Genomic DNA, 23,176 nt, shown 5'->3' with positions numbered 1-23,176 from the left:
TGAAAATTGCCGGTGACTTCACGGCGAAATCAGCCGAGAATGCCGCCGGTTATTGTACCCGGCCCGTCCGGGTTTTTCCCCAAGAGGCAACGACCACGAGGACTTGTCATGAAATCACTGAAGATCATCGGCCTGGCATTGGGCGCTTCGTTCGCTTTATCGGCGAGCGCGTTCGCGCAGGACATTACCATCGCAGTGGCGGGCCCGATGACGGGCTCCGAATCCGCCTTCGGCCGGCAGATGAAGAACGGCGCGGATCAGGCGGTCGCCGACATCAACGCCGCCGGCGGCGTGCTCGGCAAGAAGCTCGCGCTTGAATCCGACGACGATGCCTGCGATCCCAAGCAGGCGCGCTCGGTCGCGGAAAAGATCGGCAGCGCGAAGATCCCATTCGTGGCCGGCCACTTCTGCTCGTCGTCCTCGATTCCAGCCTCGGAAGCCTATGCCGACGCCAACGTCCTGCAGATCACGCCCGCCTCGACCAACCCGCTGTTCACCGAGCGCAAGCTCTGGAACGTGGCGCGCGTCTGCGGCCGCGACGACCAGCAGGGCCTGATTGCCGCCGACTACATCGCGAAGGCCTTCAAGGGCAAGAACATCGCGATCCTGAACGACAAGACCACCTACGGCAAAGGCCTCGCCGACGAGACCAAGAAGGCGCTCAACAAGGCCGGTATCACCGAGAAGGTCAACGAGGCCTATAACAAGGGCGACAAGGACTTCAACGCGATCGTCTCGCGCCTGAAGAAGGAAAACATCGATCTCGTCTATGTCGGTGGCTATCATCAGGAAGCCGGCCTCATCCTGCGCCAGATGCGCGACCAGGGCCTGCAGGCCGTGCTGATGGCGGGCGACGCCATGAACGACAAGGAGTTCGCCTCGATCGCCGGCCCCGCCGCTGAAGGCACCCTGTTCACCTTCGGCCCGGATCCGCGCAACAAGCCGACCGCCAAGGCGATCGTCGAGAAGTTCAAGGCGATGAACATCGATCCCGAAGGCTACACGCTCTACACCTACGCCGCGATCCAGGTCTGGACCCAGGCCGCCGCCAAGGCCGGCTCCACCGACGCCAAGAAGGTGATGGAAACCATCAAGGCCGGCGAATGGGACACCGTGCTCGGCAAGATGGGTTTTGACGCCAAGGGCGACATCAAGCAGATCGACTATGTCGTCTACAAGTGGGACGGCAAGGGCAACTACGCCGAGATCAATCCGAAGGGCTCCTGACGCTTCAGGACACGTGTTGAGTCAAAACGCCCCGGTTTGCCGGGGCGTTTTTTTCTTTGTTTGATCGCATATGTTCTGGGCAGCCCCGATTGAAGTTTAGCCTTGCCCGGTTTGGCAGCGCACCATATCTCGTCTGCGCTGGCCTCGTCAGTGTAACGACCATGCGTGCGACGCGGGCGCGCGAGGCCGTGAAAGGCATCGCGCACCGCCGAACGATTTCCATTCAACCGACACGCTCATCAACGCCACCTGCTGTCCGTTCAGCGTTCACCCGAGAAAAAAGATGTATGATGTGATCGTCGTCGGCGGCGGCTCTGCCGGCGCTGCCATTGCCGCCCGGTTGTCCGAAGATCGAGACCGCCGGGTGCTGCTGCTGGAAGCCGGCCTCGACTGGCGCGCCGATGAGGCGCCCTGGGAAATCAAGACGCCCAATCCGATTCCCATCATTCACAGGCGGGAATTCCAGGAGAAATGGCAGTGGCCCAACCTCCTGAGCCGCCGCATCGCAGGGCAGGAGCCGCGCTTCTACTGGCGCGGCAAGGGTCTCGGCGGCAGCTCGATGATGAACGGCCAGATCGCCATTCGCGGCGTCGCGGACGCCTTCGACGAATGGGCCGCGCTCGGCTGCACCGGCTGGTCCGCGCGCGAGATCATGCCGTTGTTCGCGGTGATCGAGGACGATCAGGAGTTCGGCGACGCCAAGGGACATGGACGCGGCGGCCCGCTGCCGGTCTATCGCGCGTCATCAGAGACATGGGGGCCGATCGATCGCGGCCTGCGCGATGCCGCACTCGCCAGCGGCTATCCGTGGTGCGCCGATGTCAATGGTCCCGATGGCGAGGGCGTTGCCTGCTATCCGATCAACAGCCGCGACAGTCGTCGCATCACCACCAACGAAGGCTATCTCGAGCCGGCGCGTGGCCGCGCCAATCTGGAGATCCGCGGCAAGGCGCTGGTCGACCGGGTCGTGATCCGCGACGGCAAGGCCACCGGTGTCCGTGTGCACATCGACGGCCAGGGCACCAGCGAGATCGCCGCGCGCGAGATCGTGCTGTGCGGCGGCGCCATCCACAGCCCGGCGATCCTGCTGCGATCGGGCATTGGCCCCGCAGACGAGCTGCAAGCCATGGGGATCGCGGTCGAGCGTGACTTGCCGGTCGGCCGCCACTTCTTCGATCATCCGCTGTTTCGCACGACGATCCAGCTGCGTGAGGATCTGCGGCCCACTGATCCGGATACGCGACACACCAATTGCTGTGTGACCTACTCGTCCGGTCTCGCCGACGGCGGCAAGCGCGATATGATCATGATTGGGTTCAACCATCGCGGCATCGGAAATTCCGGAGCGATCGGCGCGGGACTGTTCAACGCCTATTCGCGTGGCGTGCTGAAGCTGGCTTCGCCTGATCCGACGATCGATCCCATCGTCGAGGAGAACATGCTGGTCGATCCACGCGACATGCTGCGCATGACCGATGCAGTGAAGCGGCTCGCCGTCCTGGCGACGCAGCCGGCGCTGGCCAGCATATCGGACTGGATCCGCCTTGGAGATACCGAGCTGACCCTGCCGGCCGCGGCGGCGTTGCCGAACGCCGAACTCGAAGCGGTGTTGCGGCGGGAGACCGGGGATATCCAGCATGCCGCCGGCAGCTGCCGCATGGCCGGCGTCAACGACCCCGCGGGTGTGGTCAATCCCGATGGGACCGTGAAGGGGATCAGCGGTCTGAGGGTCGCCGACGCATCGATCATGCCGTCCGATTGCCGGGCCAACACCCACTTCACAACGGTCGTTATTGGCGAAGCCATTGCCCGGATGATGAGGGCCTAGACGCTGCTATCACCGCGCCCTGGACCCGAACGCTGATGATCTGGTCTAGCTCGCCGCGACTGCGGCATTCTGGCGCGACACCATCCCGCGCGCGGTCTCGATCGCGCTCACCAACTGGTTCGGCCGGAACGGCTTCTGCAGGCAGACGATGTCGGCAAGCTCGAGCGACCCCGGCAGGAAATCGAGCGCCGTCATGCCGGAGATGGCGACGACAGGAAGATCGGGCACCCGCGCGCGCATGGCCAGGATGACGTCGATCCCGTTCTTGCCGTCCAGGAAGATATCGACAATCGCAAGGTCGAAGGACGACGCTCCGAATGCCGCCATGGCCTCCGGGGCGTTCGACGCCTCCACGACATCGAAACGCTGCACACGCAGCAGGATCGCGATCATCGCCCGGACGTCGGCCTGATCATCAATCACGAGAATACGCGGCATGACAGCTTTCCTCGAGCCAGGCGCTGAGTGAATCAGATCCGCGCTTTGGCCCCTTGGTTTGACGCGGTTCCGCTTCGCTCGAAAATGCAATAGAGCTTTGGCGGTCAGGCTAGGGTCAAAAATCGGGAATCAAGAGGTATGGCCGCAAATTATCGGACCGGTCGGTAAAGGGCTGGTTACCTTGGTTGATGAGCCTGTCGCGGCTGCTATACCGGTTCGACCAGCCAAATCGACCAGCCAATCGACCAGCGAAGGCTCCGACGGGAACGTATCGTGAAAAACCTTCTCACCGACATTGCCGGCGTCAGCGTCGGCCACGCCGACGACGCTGCGGTCGCCTCCGGCGTCACCGCCATCATCTTCGACAGACCGGCGGTGGCCTCGATCGATGTCCGTGGCGGCGGCCCCGGCACCCGCGAAGACGCGCTGCTTGCGCCGGAAAACGTCGTCGAGGCGATCGACGCCATCACGCTCTCAGGCGGCTCCGCGCTCGGGCTCGATGCCGCCGGCGGCGTGCAGGCCTGGCTAGCCGAACGCGGCCGCGGCTTTCGGATTCGCGACGCGGTGATTCCGATCGTGCCCGGCGCGATCTGCTTCGATCTGCTCAACGGCGGCAACAAGGCGTGGGGACGCTTTCCGCCCTATCGCGATCTCGGCTACGCGGCGGCGAATGCAGCGGCGGGCGAGTTCCGCCTCGGCAGCGTTGGCGCCGGGATGGGTGCGACCACGGCCGCCTTGAAAGGCGGCCTCGGCTCGGCGTCCGCGCAGACCGATGACGGCGTGATGGTTGCAGCGCTTGCGGTGGTCAACGCGGTCGGCAGCGTCATCGTCGGAACCGGCCCCTGGTTCTGGGCCGCGCCGTTCGAAGTCGACGCCGAATTTGGCGGTCGCGGCCTGCCGCCGTCATTCAGCCCTGATATGTTGAAGATGCGGCTGAAGGGCGGCACCGACGCGACGGCCGCGGAGAACACCACGCTCGTCGTCGTGGTTACCGACGCGCAACTGACCAAGCCGCAGGCCAAGCGGCTGGCTGTCATCGCGCAGACCGGCATGGCGCGCGCGATCTATCCGGTGCATGCGCCGCTCGATGGCGATGTGGTATTTGCCGCCGCGACCGGCGCAAAACCAATCGACCCGCTGTTCGGCCTGACCACGCTCGGCGGGGTGGCGGCCAACACGGTGGCGCGCGCCATCGCCCGCGGCGTCTATGCCGCGACCGCCCTGCCTTTCCCCGGTGCACTGCCGAGTTGGCAGGACCGGTTCGGCTAGTAGACACAGGGCGAAATACGAGACACCTTAAAAGAGGCGGTTCGGGTTTGGCGACCTTGGTAAATGGCTTCGAGGACGTTTCCGCTTCAGCCCAAAATTTCTAGAAAATCCAGCGACTTGCAGTCCTTTGTTCGATTGAGTGATTGCAACTTTCCCGGGAATCTGCAGGGAAATTGCCTCGACTAAGGGTGGGAGGATGTTCTGGAATCTGGGTGCAGCCATTTTGCTGGCTGGATGGTCGCTGGGTGTCGCCAGCTTGGCCTTTCGCCGCGGCTATCGCCGTGGGCAGGAGGCGGGCATGGACGCCACCTATACAATGCTCGACCGGACGCACAGCAAATGACCTCGCGAAATCGGAAATGCTGGATCGCATTTGCGAGCGCCGCGCCAATCTACTTTGCCTTGGCAACGTGGCTGTCATTTGCGTGTGATCCCAGGCTCGTCCAACCCGACGTCAGCGGCGAACGGCATGAGCTGATGCACCCATTCATTCCGTTCAATTCAACGTTTGCCATGACCAGCGTCGACCCGTGGTTTGGTGACCTCGCTGACGAAAGCACCGCCGACAATGAATCCCGCTCGCCCATCGTCATCTATAAAGACGACAAGCCGCTTGGACCCGCCCACAGCACACCACACACCGATATAGCCGCACTCGGCCACGGACGCTTTTCGCACTGGAAGGGCAATTACTCGGTCTTCGTTTTCTCATCAAGCGACAACACAGATCCGCGCACCAACGGCCGCACCTATTGGGCGGTTAAATCGGCGACCCCGCCGCCACTGCCCGACTCCGGAATCGAGCCGAACGTGGCAGGGGAAAAGTATCATCTCGTCCGGCCCTTCAGGCGCTTTGGAAATTCGGACTTTGCCGTCATCGCCAAGGATTTGCGGTTTTCGGAAGTTGCGGATGTGGCAGGGAAATTCGATTCGAACTCGCCCGTCATCCTCTATGAGGACGGCAAGCCGCTAGGCTCCGCTCACGGCACGCCGCACAGCACGATCAGCGACATCGGCCACCGCCGCTTCTCGCAATGGAAGACCGGCAACACGTCGATGTTCGTGTTCTCTTCCAGCGACAACTCCGACCCGGAGACCAATGGCCGGAGTTATTGGGCGGTCAAGCCGGAAGACGTCGTCGAGCGTCGGACCGAATGATCTGCTTCACACGTGCGCGCAAAAAGCGATCACTCCTCGCAATGACGGGGCACCTTGCTAGGCGCTGATCGCCACCGATGATGACGCCTGCGCGGCGACGGCCTGCGACTGGCGCTGGATCAGCTGCTCGATGAAATTGTAGGACGTGGTCGCGTTGCTGGCGGCGGAGGATGCCGCCGCCGATGTCGTCGACACCGTCGAACCATCGGCGTAGGTCATCGTGGTCGTGGTCGAGCCGTTGCTGTTGGTCACCGAGCAGCTGGTTGCTCCGGCCAGCGCCTGCATCAGCGGGTCGGAGCTCGATCCACTGGAGCTCGAGCCGCTGCCGGAGTCCGTGCCGCTGCTGGAGTTGGCTTGATCGGCCGATCCGCTGCCCATGTGGTGATGGTGATGGCCCTTGCCGCCCTGCAGCGCCCGCGACATCTCCTCGGTGCTGACGGAGCCGTCGCCATTGGCGTCGAGCTTGGAGAACAAGGCATCGGCCTGCGACGTGCTGATGCCGTCGGCGCTGAGTGCGCTCTCGAATTGCGACTTGGTCATCGAGCCGCCGTCCGCCTTCATCTGCGAGAACAGGCTCTGCAACGGATTCGAAGAGTCGCTCGTGGTCGCGCCGGTCGAGCCCGTGGTCTGCGACTGGCTTTGTGCGTCGAGCAGCGCGCTCATCATCTCCGGCGAGATCTGCGCGGAGCCACTGCTCGATCCGGCACTCGTGGTGCCGACGCTCGAACTCGATAGCACCGTCGACGCATCGAACAGGCCGCTGCTCTGGCTCGAATTGGCCGACGATGCGGACCCCGATGCGGTCGATGACGACGACTTCGACGAGGTCAGCAAGCCCAGGATGTCCAGGGCCGACGACGCGGCGCCAAGGGCGAACAACATGGCAATACTCCAAACAATGCCGCGCGCGGCGGCTCAAACCCATGCCAATTTTGGAGCAAGCGCCATGCCATGACAAAAACCCAATAAAATCCGGTATTTCCTGCATCGGGCACCGTTCCACCCACCCGGCAAGAGCTGCCGCTGCGGCAGATTTTTCCGCCCACGGGCTGCCGCATCCCCTCGCATTGCCCGCCACGTATCCGCATGTTAGGCGGGGCCATCACACGGCCCTCGAAGCCTCCAGGGAAAGCGCACATGTCCCAGCCATTCGCTCCGCGTCCTCTCGTTATCGCGCCGTCGATCCTGGCGTCGGATTTCTCCAGACTTGGCGAGGAAGTCCGCGCCGTCGATCAGGCCGGCGCCGACTGGATCCATCTCGACGTGATGGACGGCCACTTCGTGCCGAACATTTCCTATGGCCCCGACGTCATCAAGGCGATGCGACCGCACACCAGCAAGATCTTCGATGCACATCTGATGATCTCGCCGTGCGATCCGTATCTCGAAGCCTTCGCCAAGGCGGGCTGCGACCACATCACGGTGCATGCCGAGGCCGGCCCGCATTTGCATCGCTCGCTGCAGGCGATCCGCGCGCTCGGCAAGAAGGCCGGCGTCTCGCTCAATCCGGGAACCCCGCCGAGCGCGATCGAATACGTGCTCGACCTCGTCGACATCGTGCTGGTGATGTCGGTCAATCCCGGCTTCGGCGGCCAGGCCTTCATCCGCTCATCGGTCGGCAAGGTCAGCGACATCAGGGCGATGACGGCTGGGCGCCCGATCGACATCGAGGTCGACGGCGGTGTCGCGTCCGATGTCGCGGGTCAGCTCGCCGCTGCCGGTGCCAACGCCTTTGTTGCCGGCTCGGCGGTGTTCAAGGGCGGCACCGTCGAGGCCTACAGGACCAACATCTCGGCGATCCGCAACGCCGCCGCGCAGGCGCGCGGAGAAGCCATCTAATCGGGCAATGCGTGCGCCGATGCCTGCAGGTGCGGCGCACACCAACCTGCTGCGCTGCCGCATGCACAACATTCATGCGCGCGTCGTGTTCATACGGTCTTCACAGACTCATCCAATCCGATGCACAACAGACCTCAAAATATATTTGAGGGAGGCGGGCATCATGACGATGGCCCTTGTCTGCACAGGGATGGCTTTGTGGCTCGGCTTGAACGTCGCGTTCGTAGCCCGGCGCGTTTGCGTGACGTCACCCGATCGGGCCAATGCGGCACGCACAGGCTACGTTCTTCTGCGCCGGATCTGACGGTGCTCCGCAGCTTGTGAGCCGACGTTTGATCAGAACAAGCCGGGTGGCGTGACCGCAGCCTCATTGGCCGGTTGGTCCGCCGCTCCATCGCTGGTCGCCTGCGAGGCACCTTCATCAGCAACGGCACGTCGATGCCAACGCGTCACGCTCCACAGCGTGGCCATGCCGCCGCGGTGGAGGCGTTCGCCGACCGTGGTGAAGCCATCGATCTCGGCGCCCCGGCTGCATCGCATGGCCAGCCACGGATCACCTGCATTGTCATGATTGCCGCGCACGGCGATCGCGCCCCTGGCAACGAGGTCCCGACCCGCGCGCTCACCTCGCCGAGAGTCAGCCCGTGCGCGTCGCATGGCATCGCAGAAAATCAGCGCGGACGTAAGGGAAGCACCAAGGGATCGGTTCCCTCCCCCCTTGCGGGGCAGGGCTATCGCATGTGGCCGAGGAGTTCAAAAAGGAAGGCATCGTTCCATCCGGCGCGTTTGAGCTTGCCGCGCAGGGAGACTGTGGTGTCTGGGTGAGCCTGGGCGACGTTGAGGGCCAGGCGGCGAAGCACGGCCAGATTGGCCGGTCCGTTGTCTTTGCGATTGCGAGCAAGATCCTCGTCGAGGGTGACGTCGAGCGGCCAGTGAAGGCTATTTTCGATGCCCCAATGAGCGCGGACGATGCGCAGGACCTCTTTGCGGCTATAGGGGCGGCTCATCAGGAAGTAGCGCTCGACCGTGTCGTCCTGGCCCCGCTTGCTGGTGATGCGGGCAACAGCTTTGAGGCCTGGAAAGTCGTGCTTCCTGGCCATGTCGGGAGCCGGTGCAACGAGAGCAACACGCTTTTCGTTGCGTCCATGTTCAGCGTCTTTGGTGGTGAGCGAGGTCTTGCCCTTGCGTTTGGCGGCGCGGATTGCGGCTTTGGCATCCTCCAACAGAGTAGGCTGGTTCGCCTTCACCGCCAGCACGTAGTCGCCGCCCCGTTCCACGATCGCCTTGGCCATCGCGCGGTGGCAATGCAGGGCGTCGGCTGTGACCACGCAGCCCTTGAGCTGCAGAAGCGCAAGCAACTGCAGGGCGCCATCGGCTTCGTTGTTGTTCGGCGCCAGCACATTGGCGAGCGCCATGCGCGTCTGCGCCGCCCAGGCGGTCACCATCACCGGCGGCATGTGGCTCTTGCCGCGTTCGTAGCCGCGCCGCAACGCTTTGCCGTCGAGCGCGATCACCCCGCGTGGCCGCTTGATCTTCGCGCCTTGCGCAAAGGCCTTCATGAAGCGCCGAAACGCGACCTCAAACGCCTTCGGGTCAAGCATCCGGAACACCCGACTGAATGTGTCGTGGCTCGGCAGACCGTTCTTAAGCTCCAGCACATCCTGCCAAAGATAGGCCTTCATCCGGGCAAACAGCGCCATGTCGGTGCAACTCGTCGCCCCGCACAGCGTCGCCATCAGCGCGAGGAACAATATCTCGGTCAGGTCATGCAGCGCGTTGTCGGCCCGCGGGTCGGGCAACTCCGAAAAGCATTCCGCAAATCTCTGCATCGGCTGCTCCCTCAAGATCAGGAGCTATCCTCAGAATCCTTTTCTTCCGATTTGGCAACTACTTGCAGGCACGCACATGCGATTCCCCTGCCTTGCGGGGGAGGGTTAGGGAGAAGGGTGCCGCTTGCTCCGACGCCTGATGAAATCGCCAGAAGCTAGTGCTTACACGGCGCTTCCAGGCCCTTCAGCAGCAGGCCGATCAGTGCATTGATCCGCGACGGGCATTCCGGCTTGGCCCATTCCTCGGCGTGCGCCGGGTGGTGGTAGCGGGCGGTCGCGTCGAACACGGCACGTGCCGTTGCCTTGACGTCGTCGATCTCGAACACGCCCTGCGCCACACCGTCGGACAGGATCTTCCCGAGCAGGTCGACCTGCTTGTCCTTGTAGGCCTCCACCACCTCGCGGGCGTCCTGTGCCAGCGCCAAATAGGTTGCGAACATCTCGGGATCGTCGCAGACCTTCTTCTGCTTGATCGCAAACATCGTACGCAGCCATTTATCGAGCCGCTCCGGCGCCGGGCCTGAGGCCGCCGCGAGCTTGCACAGCGGCTCATTGGCCCGGTCGAGCCAACGCTTTGCCACTGCATCGCGCAGCGAGGCCTTGCTGGGGAAATGGCGGTAGACGCTGCCGTGGCTGACATCCAGCGCACGGGCAACGTCGACGACAGTGGCCTTGGCGAGCCCGAAGCGCCTTAGAACATCCTCGGTTGCTTCGAGGATCCGCTCGGGTGTCAAAACCACCGCCTCGTTCATGCGTTTACCGTCTGGTTATCGCTGTCCTGCCCGCGGGAGAATTTGGCAGCTTGGGCGGCCAAATGGCGGGCGACGCGGTGGTTGAGCCATTGTTGAATCTGGGCAGTCAAATGGATGATTTCGATAGTCATGGCGGTAGTCCTTAGAGGTAGTCACTTCAGATTAGAGGTCGTCATCGAGGTTCGGGCAGACCCGCCAGCCAAACGCCGGCAAAGCCACGACGCCCGAGCTCCGGCGCCGAATTTTATATACACCATCTCGCTGACAGATTTCAATATCTGTCAGACAAATATTTTCAGCTGATTGACTGCCCGACCGGGCCGGGCCCGGGAACTGGACCCGGTCGGGCGGCCGAAGCGATGTCCCAGGCTGTTTATCGGCCTATTTGTCTGCCCCCGGCTCTGCTAAAGCGTGGCGTAAAAACAATTTGGCCGGGAGTCGCCGCGCGCCCCCGCCTCGCTCGTTTCGGAGTTTTCGATGATCCCCCGCTATACCCGCCCGGAAATGGCTTCGATCTGGGAGCCACAGACGCGTTTCAAGATCTGGTTCGAGATCGAGGCGCATGCCGCCGACGCCCAGGCCGAACTCGGCGTGATCCCCAAGGAGGCCGCGAGGACGATCTGGGCCAAGGCCAAGGACGCCACCTTCGACGTCGCGCGGATCGACGAGATCGAGCGCGAGACCAAGCACGACGTAATCGCCTTCACGACCCATCTGGCCGAGATCATCGGCCCCGAGGCGCGCTTCGTGCACCAGGGCATGACCTCCTCCGACGTGCTCGACACCTGCCTCAACGTCCAGCTCAAGCGCGCCGCCGACCTGTTGCTCGACGACCTCGACCGGGTGCTGGCGGCGCTGAAGAAGCGCGCCTACGAGCACAAGATGACGCCGACCATCGGCCGCTCCCACGGCATCCATGCCGAGCCCGTCACCTTCGGCCTCAAGCTCGCCTATGCCTATGCCGAATTCAGCCGCGCCCGCGACCGCATGGTCGCCGCGCGCGAGGAAATCTCGACCTGCGCGATCTCGGGCGCCGTCGGCACCTTCGCCCAGATCGACCCGCGGGTCGAAGAGCATGTCGCCAAGGCGATGGGCTTGCGGCCGGAACCGATCTCGACCCAGGTGATCCCGCGCGACCGTCATGCAATGTATTTTGCGACGCTTGGCGTGATCGCGTCCTCGGTCGAGCGGCTGGCGGTGGAGATCCGTCACTTGCAGCGCAGCGAGGTGCTGGAAGCGGAAGAGTTCTTCTCCGAGGGCCAGAAGGGCTCTTCGGCAATGCCGCACAAGCGCAACCCGGTGCTGTCGGAAAACCTCACCGGCCTGTCGCGCATGGTGCGCGCCTTTGCGCTGCCGGCGATGGAGAACGTCGTGCTCTGGCACGAGCGCGACATCTCGCACTCCTCCGCCGAGCGCATGATCGCTCCCGATGCGACCGTGACGCTCGACTTCGCGCTGGTCCGTCTCGCCGGGTTAATCGAGAAGCTTTTGATCTATCCCGAGAACATGCAGAAGAACCTGGACCGCCTCGGCGGCCTCGTGCATTCGCAGCGCGTGCTGATGGCGCTGACGCAAAAGGGCGCCAGCCGTGAGGACGCCTACAAATACGTGCAGCGCAACGCGATGCCGGTGTGGCGCGGCGAAGGCGACTTCCAGACGCTATTGAAGCAGGACCCGGACGTGAAGAAGTACATGAGCGATGCGGAGATCGAGGAGCGGTTCGATCTCGGCTACCATCTCAAGCACGTCGACACGATCTTCAAGCGGGTGTTCGGCGAGAGTTGAGGGAGAAACACATCGGACCTACCGACGTCATTCCGGGGCGCCCGAAGGGCGAACTGCGGCGCGCACTTGCGCGCCTGAGAATCTCGAGATTCCGGGTTCGATGCTTCGCATCGCCCCGGAATGACGGTCTCTTTTCCGTGACATCGCGGCCGATTACGCTACGCTCACGCCCTACGAATTCACAAGAAACGGACCCTCCCCATGCCCATCGTCAATCGCATCGCCGCCCTCTCGGACGAAATGGCCGCCTGGCGCCATGACTTCCACGAGAATCCCGAGTTGCTCTACGAAGTCCATCGCACCGCCGGCATCGTCGCCGATCGCCTGCGCGAATTCGGTTGCGACGAGGTGGTGACGGGCATCGGCCGCACCGGCGTGGTCGGTGTGATCCGCGGCCGCAAGAGCAATTCGGGCAAGACCATCGGCCTGCGCGCGGACATGGACGCGCTGCCGATCGAGGAGACCTCGGGCGTCGCCTATGCCTCGAAAATCCCCGGCAAGATGCACGCCTGCGGCCATGACGGCCACACCGCGATGCTGCTGGGTGCGGCGAAATATCTCGCCGAGACCCGCAATTTCGACGGCACCGCGATCGTGATCTTCCAGCCGGCCGAGGAAGGCGGCGCCGGCGGCAAGGCGATGGTCGACGATGGCCTGATGACCCGCTGGGGCATCCAGGAGGTCTACGGCCTGCACAACATGCCGGGCATTCCCGAGGGCCATTTCGCCACGACGCCAGGCCCGATGCTGGCAGCGTCGGACTCGGTGCAGATCTTCGTCCACGGCAAGGGCGGCCACGCCGGTGCCGCGCCGCATGAGGCAATCGACAGCGTGCTGATCGGCGCCCAGATCATCAATGCGCTGCAGTCGATCGTGTCGCGTAACGTCGATCCGCTCAAATCGGCGGTCATCTCGATCACGATGTTCGAAGCCGGCAACGCGTTCAATGTGATTCCGGAGACCGTTACGCTGGGCGGCACCGTGCGCACGCTCCATCCCGAGATCCGCGATCTCGTCGAGCGCCGGATCGGCGAGGTTGCCGCCAGCGTCGCCAGCGCGTACGGCGGAACGGCCGAGACAAAGTACATCCGCCTCTATCCGGCCACCGTGAACCATGCGCACGAAGCCGGCGTTGCCGTCGAGGTCGCCCGCGACGTAGCCGGCGCGGACCGCGTCAACGAGCGCCTGGTGCCGATGATGGGAGGCGAGGATTTCGCCTTCATGCTCGAAGCGCGCCCCGGCGCCATGGTGTTTCTCGGCATGGGCGACACCCCGATGTGCCACCATCCGGCCTACAAATTCAACGACAACATCCTCGGCCACGGTGCATCCTACTGGGTGCGCCTGGTCGAAAAGCAGATGCCCGCGGGATAGCTCCTCTGCCGGGCCGTCGCCCTCGCTGACGATCAGGTCGTGGCCGGCTTCGCGAGCTTTTCGATCCGGACCTTGGCGCTGCCGTGGTTGTTCCAGTAGAACAGGTCATAGATCCACGGCAGGCTGAGCACGGTGTCGTTGACATAGAGAAACACTTCGCCATTGGCCCGCGGCATGAAGGTGGTCGTCCAACCGCCGTCCTGCCCTTTCTCAAGCTGCAACCGATGCTCCTCGAACCCGGGGCCGCCGACCCGAAGAATGGTCGCGAACCAGTTCGACCAGATCAGACGCTTGTACGGCCAGCCCAGCATCTGAAACCATGAGGCGCGCCGATTGCTGAACCCGTTGGGATCGGTATCGATCGTGCTGTCCAACCACGGGTCGTCGACCGTCAGCGTGATTCGATAGGTCTCGTCCTGCAGCACGCGCAGCCCAGTCGCATTGCATGCGCTGGCCGTGAGCATCGGCGTGGGCATCGTCGCCGTTCCCTCCACGACAATGCCGCCGGTCCCCTTGCAGACCAGCCCCAGCGTGTTGGCAGCGCCGAAGGCGAGCCACCAGAACAGCCACCACATGATCAGCGTCGGCAGGATCCAGTGCGTCAGGATGTAGAATGCCGCCCGGTACCAGCCCCACCGGCGCAGCCGGTAGACGGCAGCGCGCCAGCCGGCAAGCTCGGGATAATCCTGCGGCGCATGCCAGGCGATCCGCGCGACGTCGCGGACCTTCTGCTGCAGCACGGCGCCCCAATACATGAAGGCGAAGATCGCGACCACGCCGATCAACACGAATCCCGGCGCGTTGCGGAAGGCGACGAACCAGGGATCGAGAAAGCCAGGCAGGAACGAGGCGCCGGCATTGATGATCGGATTGATGACGGGCCCGACCGTATCGCGCCCGAAGCCCGGCGCGTAGATCACGAAATAGGGGATGAAGGCGACGAAGGCGGTCGCGAACGCGGTCAGGAAATACACCACGCGCCGCAGCCAGACCCAATTCCAGACATCGTCCTGCACCAGCGACCGCGGCTCGCCCTTGTCGACCGCCTGGTATGGCCCCGCGTTCGCCGCCCCCGTCGCGTCGACCCACTTGTAAGCCCGCGGGATGACCACCGGGGCATAGCGGTCGATGCCCTCGATGATGCGGTCGAACACCGAATGGTGGATGGCCGGCGTCGGCACAGGCTCTACCGGCCGCTTCACGCTCGGATGCAGATCGTTGAGGATCTCCGTCTGCGGATCGTGCTGGTGACGCAGCAGCCGCCAGATGCGGCGCATGTCGTCGCGCACCGAAAGCTTGTAGGACGGCTCGCGATAGATATCGAGCACGTTGCGCGGCTTGTAGCGGTAATAGCCCGCAAGCCCCTTGCGGGAGTCGTTGAGCTTGTCGGTCGGATCGATCAGCGGATCCACCGTGATCTCGCGCTGTTGGTCGAGGTAGCGCAGGCCATAGGCCTTGGCGCGATCCAGCATCCAGTCCAGCGTCACGTAGGACAGGCCGTTCTGCGGATAGCCGCCGCCGATGTCGGAATGGACCCCGGTGAACCACACCTGACTGATCCGCTCGCGATCGGCGAGCGGCAGGTCGGTGCGCAGATGCGGCGGCGGGTCGGCCAGTTGCAGCGCCGCCGGCCGCGGATCGTGATTGATGTCGAACAACCAACTGGTTTTCGATCGGCCCTCGACGACGGCGTTGTCACGGACATAGCGCTCGTCCCATATCACGGGATGGAACGCATCGCGCTCGTCCTCGAGCGCCAGCGCATGGCAGGCGCGATGGATCCTGGCGCTCATGAAATGGTCCGGCATCGAAAGCGGCCAGACCCAGTAATCGATCGCGCGCGTCATCTCCTGGATCGGTCCGCCATAGGCGTCGACCGTGTCCCAGATCCCGACAAAGCGGATGCTCTCGCCTGCAATCGCCGGTGCTGTCTCTGCCTGGCCCCACATGTGGCGCCAGCGGCGAATGCCGCAATCCCGGATGGCGCGCAGGTCGATGCCGACGCGGCTGAACGCCTTGAGGATTCCGCCGCTGTAGCGCCGGCGATAGGCGCGATAAGCGTCGGCCGCAAATCGCGCCAGATCGGCTTCGCTGTTGTTGAAGGGAATAATGCCCTGCGAGGCGATCAGGCCGGCGACGACCCGGATGGTGAAGGCGCCGCGGCTGAAGCCGAAGCAGTAGATCTGGTCGCCCTTCTGATAGTTGCGGCAGCAGAAGCTGTAGATCGCGATCACATTGCGCTTCAGCCCGAAGCCGAAGATGCCGCCGAGCATCGCGAACAGCTTAAACGACGATGTTCCGACCCCGTCATCATAGAACGCGATCTGGCTGGCCGGATCGCGCACGTCGAGCAATTGAAAGAGCCGCCAGACGTTGGTCTTCAAGACCTTCGCTGAACTGTTTCCCGTCCCGTCGGACAGGAGGACAATGTTCTTTGGCATGATGCTTCCGCCTAAAAATCCGCAAAGGCAGCATGCTTGCCCGAAATTGCTTTGGAGGCAAGGTACAATCAGAGGGAGAGTCTGGGGGAAACCGTCGCAGGGACCCGGCTCGCCTGAGCAGACTTAACCCGCCCGGTCCGCCTGCGTCGCGCCGACCATGCGCGCGGCGATGCGGTCGCGCCTGACGAAATGATGGAAGGCCGCGGCCGCCACATGCAAGCGCCCCCCAGCTCGACGAGGTATTGCGGATCATGGTCGGCTTGCCCCCTCCGGCCCGTTCGAATTTCGGACGTCGCAGCAATAATTTGGCCTCATAGCCGTTGATATCGGCCAAGGCCATCTGAAATTCCCGGCTCACCAGCTTGTGTGACCCCGGGTCACGCGGAGGCCAAAAACAACTGAATGGTAACCTTGGTTCGGATAGAGTTTTGCCCGTGTCAGCCCCTCCAACGATACTCATCTTCGACTCCGGCCTCGGCGGCCTCACCGTGCTGCGCGAAGTGGTTCGGGCCCGGCCCGAGGCGCGCTACGTCTATGTCGCGGACGACGCCTTCTTTCCCTATGGCCACCACGGCGAGGACGAGATCATCGCCCGAGTGGTGCCGCTGGTCGGCGAGCTGATCGAGGCGCATGCGCCCGACCTCGTCGTGATCGCCTGCAACACCGCGTCCACGCTTGTCATGTCGCATTTGCGCGACGCCTACCGGCTGCCGTTCGTCGGCACCGTGCCTGCGATCAAGCCGGCCTGCGCCTCGTCGAAAACCAGGCGCGTCTCGGTGCTCGGCACCAAGGGCACCGTGAAGCGGGAGTATACCCGCAAGCTGATCTCCGACTTCGCACAGGGCTGCGAGGTGACGCTGGTCGGCTCCGGCGAGCTCGCCTCGCTGGCGGAAGCCGCCCTCAGCGGGCATGCCGTGCGCGACGAGGACATCGCCGCCGAACTCGCGCCATGCTTCGTCGGCCAGGGTTCCGACGACCCCTCCCGCACCGACACCGTCGTGCTCGCCTGCACGCATTATCCGCTGCTGTTGGACCGGCTGACCAGGCTCGCGCCCTGGCCGGTCGACTGGATCGATCCGGCGCCGGCGATCGCCCGCCGCGTCTCCGACCTGCTCGGCCCTGTTGGCAGCGAGAGCGACACCGCCGGCGCCGAGATGATCTTCACCTCGAAGCGCCCGCACGCGCTGACGCAGGCGCTGACGCCGTTTTTCGGCGGCCGCGTCCCGGCCTGAACCTTATTTTCACCGATCACGGCCTCGGGCCAGCGCCAATCGATACTTGCCTCGCGGCCCGTGCCAGCTCGCATTTCAGCTTCAACGAAGATACTACGCCGTTAATGGAACTATCATTCACCAAACCGGTTTGTTGGGGTAGCGAGGGGGTCTAATGGCCGGCAGCAAACACGAGCAATATCTCCACGAGCAAGAACTCCACGAGAGCGAACGCAATTTCCGCCTTCTCATCGAGGGCATCACCGACTATGCGATCTATCTGCTCGATCCAGAGGGTCACGTCACCAACTGGAACAAGGGGGCTGAGCGCATCAAGGGCTACAAAGCCGGCGAGATCCTCGGCAAGCATTTTTCGGTCTTCTACACGCCCGAGGACCGCGCGGTCGATCTTCCGCGACGGGCGCTGGAAACAGCCCGAAACGAAAAGCATTTCGTCGCCGAAGGTTGGCGCATCCGAAAAGACGGTACCCGATTTTTTGCCTCGGTCGTGATCGACCCGATCTACGAGAGCCACAAGCTCATCGGCTTTGCCAAGATCACCCGCGACATCACGGAACGCCAAAACGCGCTTTCCAAGATTTCGAAAAGCGAAAACCAGCTCAAGACACTTGTCGAAGGCGTCACCGATTACGCCCTCTATTTGCTTGATCCGACGGGCATCGTGTCGAACTGGAACTCCGGCGGTGTACGGATCAAGGGCTATTCCGCCGAGGAAATCGTCGGCCAGCATTTCTCGCGGTTCTACACGCCCGCCGATCAGGCGGCAGGAAAGCCTGCCAGGGCCCTGCAAATTGCGCGGGAGAGCGGACGCTACGAGGAAGAAGGATGGCGGGTTCGCAAGGACGGCTCGTTTTTCTGGGCAAGTGTCGTCATTGACCCCATCCGCAACGACGCCGGCGAGCTGATAGGCTTCGCCAAGATCACCCGTGACATCAGCGAACGGAAAGAAGCACAGGAAAAGCTGGCGGCGATGCAACGCCAGCTCGCCGAATCGCAGAAGTTCGATGCGCTCGGCCAACTGACCGGCGGTGTTGCACACGACTTCAACAACATCCTGATGATCATTTCCGGAAGCATTCACACGATACGGAAAGAGATCACCGGAGACAAAGCGCTCAAGGCGCTGCAAGCGATCGAGGGCGCTTCCCAGCGCGCCACGTCGCTGACCCGGCAATTGCTCACCTTTGCCCGGCGGCAAAGCCTCCAGCCGCAATCCATTGCATTGCCCGAGCGTGTCGGCGCGCTCCGCGACATGCTCAACAGCGGACTCGGGAACGCCGTGTCCCTGACCGTCGATATCGCCGACGATGTCTGGAGTGTCGTCGCCGATCCGAATGAGCTCGAGACCGCGCTCGTGAACCTCGTCGTCAACGCGCGGGATGCGATGCCCGACGGCGGTTCGGTGACTGTCAGTGCGAAAAACGTTCCGGAAAAGGCCCAGGTGGCCATTTCCGTTCGCGACACCGGCGTCGGGATTCCGGACGACATCGCCACGAAAGTCTTCGATCCGTTCTTCACCACGAAGCCGGTCGGCAAAGGCACCGGTCTTGGCCTGTCCCAGGTGCACGGTTTTGCGCATCAGGCCGAGGGGACCGTTGAGCTCAGCACCGTCCTCGGCGAAGGCACCACCATCACCATCTACCTTCCGAAGGCAACCGCGCAACGCGCATCAAATCCAGAGCAATTGCTTTCGAAGGGGCGCGGAACTGTGCTGCTGGTCGAAGACAATCCTGACGTGGCGGTGGCCAGCACTGGCCTGCTTGAACAACTCGGCTACAACGTGCGCTGGGCTGTCGACGCGCCATCAGCCCTGGCGGAGTTGGAAAAGAACGGCGTCGACATCGTTTTCAGTGACGTCGTGATGCCGGGGAAGATGGACGGGGTCGGATTGGCCAAGGCGATTCGCGAGAAGAAGCCTGAAATCCCGGTGCTGCTGGCCACAGGTTACAGTTCGTCCACGATGGATGTCGGTTCGCAATTTGCGATCCTGCGCAAGCCCTACCAACTGCACGAACTGAGCCGCGAGCTACAGAAGCTGGTTCGGGAAGAAGCTTGACGGCCGGTTCGCCGGTGTTGGACAACGTTCAGAGTTTGCGCTGAACGTGCCACTGAAACACGACTTCCAGCACGGGCGTGTCGAGGGTGCGCACCTCGATCGCCATACGCCGGCAGCGGTCATTTTGAACGACGTCGCGCGCCATCTCGGCCAGGGAAATGGCGGCTTCGTCCTGTGCTGCCTCGACGCTCGGAAGAACCAGACCTTCCTCGTCCGGCGCCAGATCGTCGTCGTATCGCATGTCAAAGAAATATCGAACCATAAGCCCGCTTCCCGCTTTCGCCGGTGTGAAGCGCAGCCCTTTGAGCCGGCGCTGGGCCGCTCAATCCTACTCTCTATGTACGATTCCCGACATAGGAAACTTGTCAGCTGTCAAAAGGAACCCGATATTTGCAATCGGGTTCCGTGCTGCCAGCCTTCGCTGCTCTCCAAGAGGGGGCGCTTGGGAAAATCCGCCGAGGGAGGATCACTTTGACATCAGCACCGCTGACGCCGCTCAACCGCCTGCGCAAGCAGTGGCGCGACAAGCGCCCGACCTTCGGCGCGATCGCGACCATTCCGAGCATCCAGACCGTGCAGATCATGGCGCAGTCGCTCGATTGGATCATCGTCGACCTCGAGCACGGTCCGATCGATCTCGGCACCGCGCATGCGATGATCGTGGCGACGTCGGGCACGCCATGCGTGCCGATGGTGCGGATCGCGGCCAACGAGCCCTGGCTTGCCAAGGCGCCGATGGACATCGGCGCGCTCGGCATCAATTTTCCGATGATCTGCAACGCCGAGGATGCCGTGAAGGCGGTGCGCAGCGTTCGCTACCCGCCGAACGGCGACCGGCTCTGGGGACCGTTCCACGCCCCGTTCCGCTGGGGCGTCTCGATGGCGGACTACATGGCAACCGCCGACGAGGACATGATCTGCATGATCACGATCGAGCATGTCGAGGCGGTGAACCGCATCGACGAGATCATGGCGACACCGGGCATCGACCTCGCGGTGATCGGCCCCGGCGATCTCGCCACCTCGATCAACAAGCGTGGCCTGCCCGACGATCCCGAGGTGGTAGCCCTGATGCAGCGCGCCGAAGCCGGCATCATGAAGAGCGGCGTGCCGATCGGCGGCGTCGCGCGCACCGCCGAGCAAGCCAATGCGATGATCGACCGTGGCTATCTGGCGCTCGCACTCGGCTTCGACTGGTCGCTATTCCAGCGCGGGATCGCGGCGGCGTTCCAAGGGATCAAGCGCCGAGCCAGGGAAGCACGATGAAGTCAGGTTGAATCGGTCTTGCGGCAGACTGGCTACACCTCTCCTGCTTGCGGGGTCGAGACGAGCGAAGCTCGCTCTTAGGCCGCATCGCATCGAAGATGCGATGCGGGTGGTCCGCGTTTGCCGGGTTTGAGGACACGCCCGGTCAACCGCTGAAGGCGGGCGAGAAAGCGATCATCTCCGAGCGGACGGCCGATGCTCTCGGCGGCGCGCAGGCGCTCGATCATGTCGGCCTCCGGCTCGCTTCCCAGCGGCTCGGCGAAGTTGGGGAAGCGATCCCGGATCGGTTTCAGCGCGGTGACGCCGTCGTCCTTGCCACGCAGATGTGCCCGCGTGCTCGACCATCGCCAATCCTGCGCCCGTTCCGCCAATCGCGCCCGCACCGGATTGAGCGACACGTAGTGCAGCGCCGCAGCCAGATGCGGCTCGTCCATGGCGACGGCGCCGAATCGGCCCTGCCAGAAATGTCCGCTGCGCTTGCGCCGCGCCTGGATGATGCCGCATAGCTGCGATGGACCCGCGCGAGCGCGCGGCGCAGCCCGGTCGGGATCTGACGGCACCAGGATCAGGTGGACGTGGTTCGGCATCAGATCGCGGCCGAGTTGGGCATGATTCATCCGCAAACCGACCCGCGGCCGGTCCGGGCCGTCGGAAACCGGCCGTGATGCGCCGAAAGGCCCGGTTTTGATGCCAAATCGGCCAAAACAGCCGGTCGTTTCGTTTGACAGCGAGGTGCTTTCTCCCTAGAACCCCGCTTGCTCGCGGGCCGGTTTCGGCCCGCGATGCGTTTCGCGACCCGTGGTTTGTCCTCGAGCTTCGAGGTGGACCTGTCGGTATGGGCCTTTTTGGCCGGTACACAGGAGGGCGCGTTTCCTCAAAACCTGAAACCTGAAAGAGGACGCGATGACAAAGCGCAGTGAGGCGAAGTACAAGATCGATCGCCGCATGGGCCAGAATATCTGGGGCCGCCCGAAGAGCCCCGTGAACCGCCGCGAATACGGCCCCGGCCAGCACGGCCAGCGCCGCAAGGGCAAGCTCTCCGACTTCGGCGTGCAGCTCCGCGCCAAGCAGAAGCTCAAGGGCTACTACGCCAACATTTCCGAGCGCCAGTTCCACGGCATCTATGTCGAGGCCGGCCGCATGAAGGGCGACACCGGTGAGAACCTGATCGGCCTCCTGGAGCGCCGTCTCGACACCGTGGTCTACCGCTCCAAGTTCGTCTCCACGATGTTCGCCGCCCGCCAGTTCATCAACCACGGCCACGTCAGGGTGAACGGCCGCAAGGTCAATATCGGCAGCTACAAGCTGAAGATCGGCGACAGCATCGAGGTCAAGGAATCCTCCAAGCAGCTGACGCCGGTGCTGGAAGCCGCCCAGTTGCCCGAGCGCGACGTGCCCGATTTCCTCGAGGTCGATCACGGCAAGATGACCGCGAAGTTCGTCCGCATTCCGGCGCTCACCGACGTGCCGTTCCCGGTGCAGATGGATCCGCATCTGATCGTCGAATTCTATTCGCGCTGATCATTGCAGCGTTGCGAGATATCAAGGCCCCGGTTTTTGCCGGGGCCTTTTTGTTTCGCTAAAGTCGCCGCACCCCGACCGAGAGACCCCATCATGTTTTACACCCCCGCTTTGCCCGATCCGAAGGCACCGCCCGTCCGCATCAATTTGTTGTCGGACACGCAGACCAAGCCGACGCCGGCGATGCGCGAGGCGATGGCGCGCGCGGAGGTCGGCGACGAGCAGACCGGCGACGACCCCACCACCAATTTGCTCAACGCACGCGTCGCCGATCTGCTCGGCAAGGAGGCGGCCGTGTTCATGCCGTCGGGCACGATGTGCAACGTCGCCGCAACGCTGGCCTATTGCCGCCCCGGCGACGAGATCCTGGCGCATGCGACCGCGCACATCATCGCGCGCGAGGGCGGCGCCCATGCAGCACTCGGCGGCTTCCAGATCACGCCACTGCCGGGCGACGACGGACAATTCGCGCCGGAGACGTTCCGCGCCGCGCTGCATCCGCGCACCCGCTATCAGCCGCCGCAGGTCCTCGTCAGCGTCGAGCAGACCGCCAATATCGGCGGCGGCACGATCTGGAAGAAGGCTGCGCTCGATGAGATCGTGACGACAGCCAAGGCCCATGGCCTCGCCACCCACATGGACGGCGCGCGGCTCCTCAACGCCACCGTCGCATCGGGCATCTCGCCGCGCGACATGACGGCGGGCTGGGATTCCGCGTGGATCGATTTCTCCAAGGGGCTGGGCGCCCCGATCGGCGGCGCGATCGCCGGCACCCGCGCCTTCATCGATGACGTCTGGCGCTGGAAGCAGCGGCTCGGCGGTTCGATGCGGCAGTCCGGCGTCTGCGCCGCCGCCTGCATCCACGCGCTCGACCATCACGTCGACCGCCTCGCCGATGACCACGCCAATGCGCGGGCGCTGGCGCGCGGGCTGTCGCAGATCGACGGCATCGAGGTTCAGGCGCCCGAGACCAACCTCGTCTTCTTCAAGCCCGACGGCGCCGGCGTGCCCGGCAACAGCATGGTCGCCGAGCTGCGCAAGCGCGGCGTGATGCTGGCGATGATGGACGGCCGGATCAGGGCCTGTACCCATCTCGACGTGACCGCGGGCCAGATCGAGGAAATGGTCGGCCACGTCAGGGATATCGTGCGCGGAGCGTAA

The 23,176-nt window shown here is 63.7% G+C and carries 22 protein-coding genes; 13 read left to right on the top strand and 9 right to left on the bottom strand.

Annotation, left to right across the window (positions count from 1 at the left end; genetic code table 11):
• The first annotated feature begins 108 nt into the window (after positions 1-108).
• Together ACP2YO_RS17535 and ACP2YO_RS17530 are read left to right on the top strand one after the other, a co-directional pair.
• Positions 109-1,227, top strand: a complete 1,119-nt coding sequence (locus ACP2YO_RS17535) for a branched-chain amino acid ABC transporter substrate-binding protein (protein ID WP_426441951.1) — start codon at positions 109-111, stop codon at positions 1,225-1,227.
• 283 nt (positions 1,228-1,510) lie between these two features.
• The gene (locus tag ACP2YO_RS17530; protein ID WP_426441950.1) at positions 1,511-3,055 is read left to right on the top strand and encodes a GMC family oxidoreductase; all 1,545 of its coding nucleotides are present in this window, start codon (positions 1,511-1,513) and stop codon (positions 3,053-3,055) included.
• Positions 3,056-3,100: 45 nt separating this feature from the next.
• Here ACP2YO_RS17530 and ACP2YO_RS17525 read toward each other — a convergent pair whose 3' ends face one another.
• Complete coding sequence (locus ACP2YO_RS17525; protein WP_426441949.1) at positions 3,101-3,493, bottom strand: response regulator; 393 nt, start codon at positions 3,491-3,493, stop codon at positions 3,101-3,103.
• A 273-nt stretch (positions 3,494-3,766) separates the two neighbouring features.
• On the opposite strand from ACP2YO_RS17525, the gene ACP2YO_RS17520 reads away from it, so the two are divergent.
• The 3 genes from ACP2YO_RS17520 to ACP2YO_RS17510 all read left to right on the top strand — a co-directional run bounded on the left by ACP2YO_RS17520 (position 3,767) and on the right by ACP2YO_RS17510 (position 5,920).
• Positions 3,767-4,762, top strand: a complete 996-nt coding sequence (locus ACP2YO_RS17520; RefSeq protein ID WP_426441948.1) for a P1 family peptidase — start codon at positions 3,767-3,769, stop codon at positions 4,760-4,762.
• Positions 4,763-4,958: 196 nt separating this feature from the next.
• On the top strand, positions 4,959-5,105 hold the full coding sequence (locus ACP2YO_RS17515) for a hypothetical protein (protein WP_426441947.1): 147 nt from the start codon (positions 4,959-4,961) through the stop codon (positions 5,103-5,105).
• Between the two features lie 170 nt (positions 5,106-5,275).
• A complete protein-coding gene (locus tag ACP2YO_RS17510; protein ID WP_426441946.1) occupies positions 5,276-5,920 on the top strand; it encodes a hypothetical protein in 645 nt (214 codons plus the stop codon).
• A 57-nt stretch (positions 5,921-5,977) separates the two neighbouring features.
• On the opposite strand, the gene ACP2YO_RS17505 is transcribed toward ACP2YO_RS17510, so the two are convergent.
• Positions 5,978-6,802: an EF-hand domain-containing protein gene (locus ACP2YO_RS17505; RefSeq protein WP_426441945.1), complete on the bottom strand. Its 825-nt coding sequence runs from the start codon at positions 6,800-6,802 to the stop codon at positions 5,978-5,980.
• 255 nt (positions 6,803-7,057) lie between these two features.
• Between ACP2YO_RS17505 and rpe the strand changes: the two genes are divergently transcribed.
• Entirely contained in the window at positions 7,058-7,759 is a 702-nt protein-coding gene (gene rpe / locus ACP2YO_RS17500; RefSeq protein ID WP_426441944.1) for a ribulose-phosphate 3-epimerase, read from the top strand.
• A 336-nt stretch (positions 7,760-8,095) separates the two neighbouring features.
• Here rpe and ACP2YO_RS17495 read toward each other — a convergent pair whose 3' ends face one another.
• The 4 genes from ACP2YO_RS17495 to ACP2YO_RS17480 all read right to left on the bottom strand — a co-directional run bounded on the left by ACP2YO_RS17495 (position 8,096) and on the right by ACP2YO_RS17480 (position 10,471).
• Positions 8,096-8,341: a hypothetical protein gene (locus ACP2YO_RS17495; protein ID WP_426443557.1), complete on the bottom strand. Its 246-nt coding sequence runs from the start codon at positions 8,339-8,341 to the stop codon at positions 8,096-8,098.
• A 149-nt stretch (positions 8,342-8,490) separates the two neighbouring features.
• Complete coding sequence (locus ACP2YO_RS17490) at positions 8,491-9,588, bottom strand: ISAs1 family transposase (protein WP_426435191.1); 1,098 nt, start codon at positions 9,586-9,588, stop codon at positions 8,491-8,493.
• A 155-nt stretch (positions 9,589-9,743) separates the two neighbouring features.
• Positions 9,744-10,340 (bottom strand): TetR family transcriptional regulator, encoded by a 597-nt coding sequence (locus ACP2YO_RS17485; protein WP_426441943.1) that lies wholly within the window; start codon positions 10,338-10,340, stop codon positions 9,744-9,746.
• Positions 10,337-10,471: a hypothetical protein gene (locus ACP2YO_RS17480; protein ID WP_426441942.1), complete on the bottom strand. Its 135-nt coding sequence runs from the start codon at positions 10,469-10,471 to the stop codon at positions 10,337-10,339. Before ACP2YO_RS17480 ends, ACP2YO_RS17485 begins: the two co-directional genes overlap by 4 nt.
• A gap of 346 nt (positions 10,472-10,817) precedes the next feature.
• Between ACP2YO_RS17480 and purB the strand changes: the two genes are divergently transcribed.
• A complete protein-coding gene (gene purB, locus ACP2YO_RS17475; RefSeq protein ID WP_426441941.1) occupies positions 10,818-12,125 on the top strand; it encodes an adenylosuccinate lyase in 1,308 nt (435 codons plus the stop codon).
• A gap of 201 nt (positions 12,126-12,326) precedes the next feature.
• The gene (locus ACP2YO_RS17470) at positions 12,327-13,499 is read left to right on the top strand and encodes a M20 aminoacylase family protein (RefSeq protein WP_426441940.1); all 1,173 of its coding nucleotides are present in this window, start codon (positions 12,327-12,329) and stop codon (positions 13,497-13,499) included.
• A gap of 32 nt (positions 13,500-13,531) precedes the next feature.
• On the opposite strand, the gene ACP2YO_RS17465 is transcribed toward ACP2YO_RS17470, so the two are convergent.
• Positions 13,532-15,940, bottom strand: coding sequence for a DUF2235 domain-containing protein (locus tag ACP2YO_RS17465; protein WP_426441939.1), 2,409 nt, complete (start codon positions 15,938-15,940; stop codon positions 13,532-13,534).
• Between the two features lie 434 nt (positions 15,941-16,374).
• Here ACP2YO_RS17465 and murI point away from each other — a divergent pair, with 434 nt between their 5' ends.
• Both murI and ACP2YO_RS17455 read left to right on the top strand, forming a co-directional pair.
• A complete protein-coding gene (gene murI, locus ACP2YO_RS17460) occupies positions 16,375-17,172 on the top strand; it encodes a glutamate racemase (protein ID WP_426441938.1) in 798 nt (265 codons plus the stop codon).
• Positions 17,173-17,326: 154 nt separating this feature from the next.
• Positions 17,327-19,228: a PAS domain S-box protein gene (locus ACP2YO_RS17455; RefSeq protein ID WP_426441937.1), complete on the top strand. Its 1,902-nt coding sequence runs from the start codon at positions 17,327-17,329 to the stop codon at positions 19,226-19,228.
• Between the two features lie 28 nt (positions 19,229-19,256).
• Here ACP2YO_RS17455 and ACP2YO_RS17450 read toward each other — a convergent pair whose 3' ends face one another.
• Positions 19,257-19,490 carry a DUF6894 family protein gene (locus ACP2YO_RS17450; RefSeq protein WP_426441936.1) on the bottom strand — a complete coding sequence of 78 codons (234 nt, stop codon included), beginning with the start codon at positions 19,488-19,490 and terminating at the stop codon, positions 19,257-19,259.
• Positions 19,491-19,699: 209 nt separating this feature from the next.
• Between ACP2YO_RS17450 and ACP2YO_RS17445 the strand changes: the two genes are divergently transcribed.
• Entirely contained in the window at positions 19,700-20,494 is a 795-nt protein-coding gene (locus ACP2YO_RS17445) for an HpcH/HpaI aldolase family protein (protein ID WP_426441935.1), read from the top strand.
• Positions 20,495-20,571: 77 nt separating this feature from the next.
• Here the strand turns inward: ACP2YO_RS17445 and ACP2YO_RS17440 are convergent, their stop codons facing one another.
• The gene (locus ACP2YO_RS17440; RefSeq protein WP_426441934.1) at positions 20,572-21,111 is read right to left on the bottom strand and encodes a transposase; all 540 of its coding nucleotides are present in this window, start codon (positions 21,109-21,111) and stop codon (positions 20,572-20,574) included.
• 286 nt (positions 21,112-21,397) lie between these two features.
• Here ACP2YO_RS17440 and rpsD point away from each other — a divergent pair, with 286 nt between their 5' ends.
• A complete protein-coding gene (gene rpsD / locus ACP2YO_RS17435; protein ID WP_426441933.1) occupies positions 21,398-22,015 on the top strand; it encodes a 30S ribosomal protein S4 in 618 nt (205 codons plus the stop codon).
• Between the two features lie 93 nt (positions 22,016-22,108).
• Positions 22,109-23,176 (top strand): threonine aldolase family protein, encoded by a 1,068-nt coding sequence (locus ACP2YO_RS17430; RefSeq protein ID WP_426441932.1) that lies wholly within the window; start codon positions 22,109-22,111, stop codon positions 23,174-23,176.

Source organism: Bradyrhizobium genosp. P (genome assembly GCF_049949265.1).
Taxonomy (GTDB): Bacteria; Pseudomonadota; Alphaproteobacteria; order Rhizobiales; family Xanthobacteraceae; genus Bradyrhizobium.
Note: the sequence above shows the minus strand (reverse complement) of the source record. Positions and strands in the feature narration are given on the sequence as shown.

Coding starts and splice junctions, on each gene's coding strand:
- ACP2YO_RS17535 (WP_426441951.1), top strand. CDS start 109: ATGAAATCACTGAAGATCATCGGCCTGGCATTGGGCGCTTCGTTCGCT.
- ACP2YO_RS17530 (WP_426441950.1), top strand. CDS start 1,511: ATGTATGATGTGATCGTCGTCGGCGGCGGCTCTGCCGGCGCTGCCATT.
- ACP2YO_RS17525 (WP_426441949.1), bottom strand. CDS start 3,493: ATGCCGCGTATTCTCGTGATTGATGATCAGGCCGACGTCCGGGCGATG.
- ACP2YO_RS17515 (WP_426441947.1), top strand. CDS start 4,959: ATGTTCTGGAATCTGGGTGCAGCCATTTTGCTGGCTGGATGGTCGCTG.
- ACP2YO_RS17510 (WP_426441946.1), top strand. CDS start 5,276: ATGACCAGCGTCGACCCGTGGTTTGGTGACCTCGCTGACGAAAGCACC.
- ACP2YO_RS17505 (WP_426441945.1), bottom strand. CDS start 6,802: ATGTTGTTCGCCCTTGGCGCCGCGTCGTCGGCCCTGGACATCCTGGGC.
- rpe (WP_426441944.1), top strand. CDS start 7,058: ATGTCCCAGCCATTCGCTCCGCGTCCTCTCGTTATCGCGCCGTCGATC.
- ACP2YO_RS17490 (WP_426435191.1), bottom strand. CDS start 9,588: ATGCAGAGATTTGCGGAATGCTTTTCGGAGTTGCCCGACCCGCGGGCC.
- ACP2YO_RS17485 (WP_426441943.1), bottom strand. CDS start 10,340: ATGAACGAGGCGGTGGTTTTGACACCCGAGCGGATCCTCGAAGCAACC.
- ACP2YO_RS17480 (WP_426441942.1), bottom strand. CDS start 10,471: ATGACTATCGAAATCATCCATTTGACTGCCCAGATTCAACAATGGCTC.
- purB (WP_426441941.1), top strand. CDS start 10,818: ATGATCCCCCGCTATACCCGCCCGGAAATGGCTTCGATCTGGGAGCCA.
- ACP2YO_RS17470 (WP_426441940.1), top strand. CDS start 12,327: ATGCCCATCGTCAATCGCATCGCCGCCCTCTCGGACGAAATGGCCGCC.
- ACP2YO_RS17465 (WP_426441939.1), bottom strand. CDS start 15,940: ATGCCAAAGAACATTGTCCTCCTGTCCGACGGGACGGGAAACAGTTCA.
- ACP2YO_RS17455 (WP_426441937.1), top strand. CDS start 17,327: ATGGCCGGCAGCAAACACGAGCAATATCTCCACGAGCAAGAACTCCAC.
- ACP2YO_RS17450 (WP_426441936.1), bottom strand. CDS start 19,490: ATGGTTCGATATTTCTTTGACATGCGATACGACGACGATCTGGCGCCG.
- ACP2YO_RS17440 (WP_426441934.1), bottom strand. CDS start 21,111: ATGAATCATGCCCAACTCGGCCGCGATCTGATGCCGAACCACGTCCAC.
- rpsD (WP_426441933.1), top strand. CDS start 21,398: ATGACAAAGCGCAGTGAGGCGAAGTACAAGATCGATCGCCGCATGGGC.
- ACP2YO_RS17430 (WP_426441932.1), top strand. CDS start 22,109: ATGTTTTACACCCCCGCTTTGCCCGATCCGAAGGCACCGCCCGTCCGC.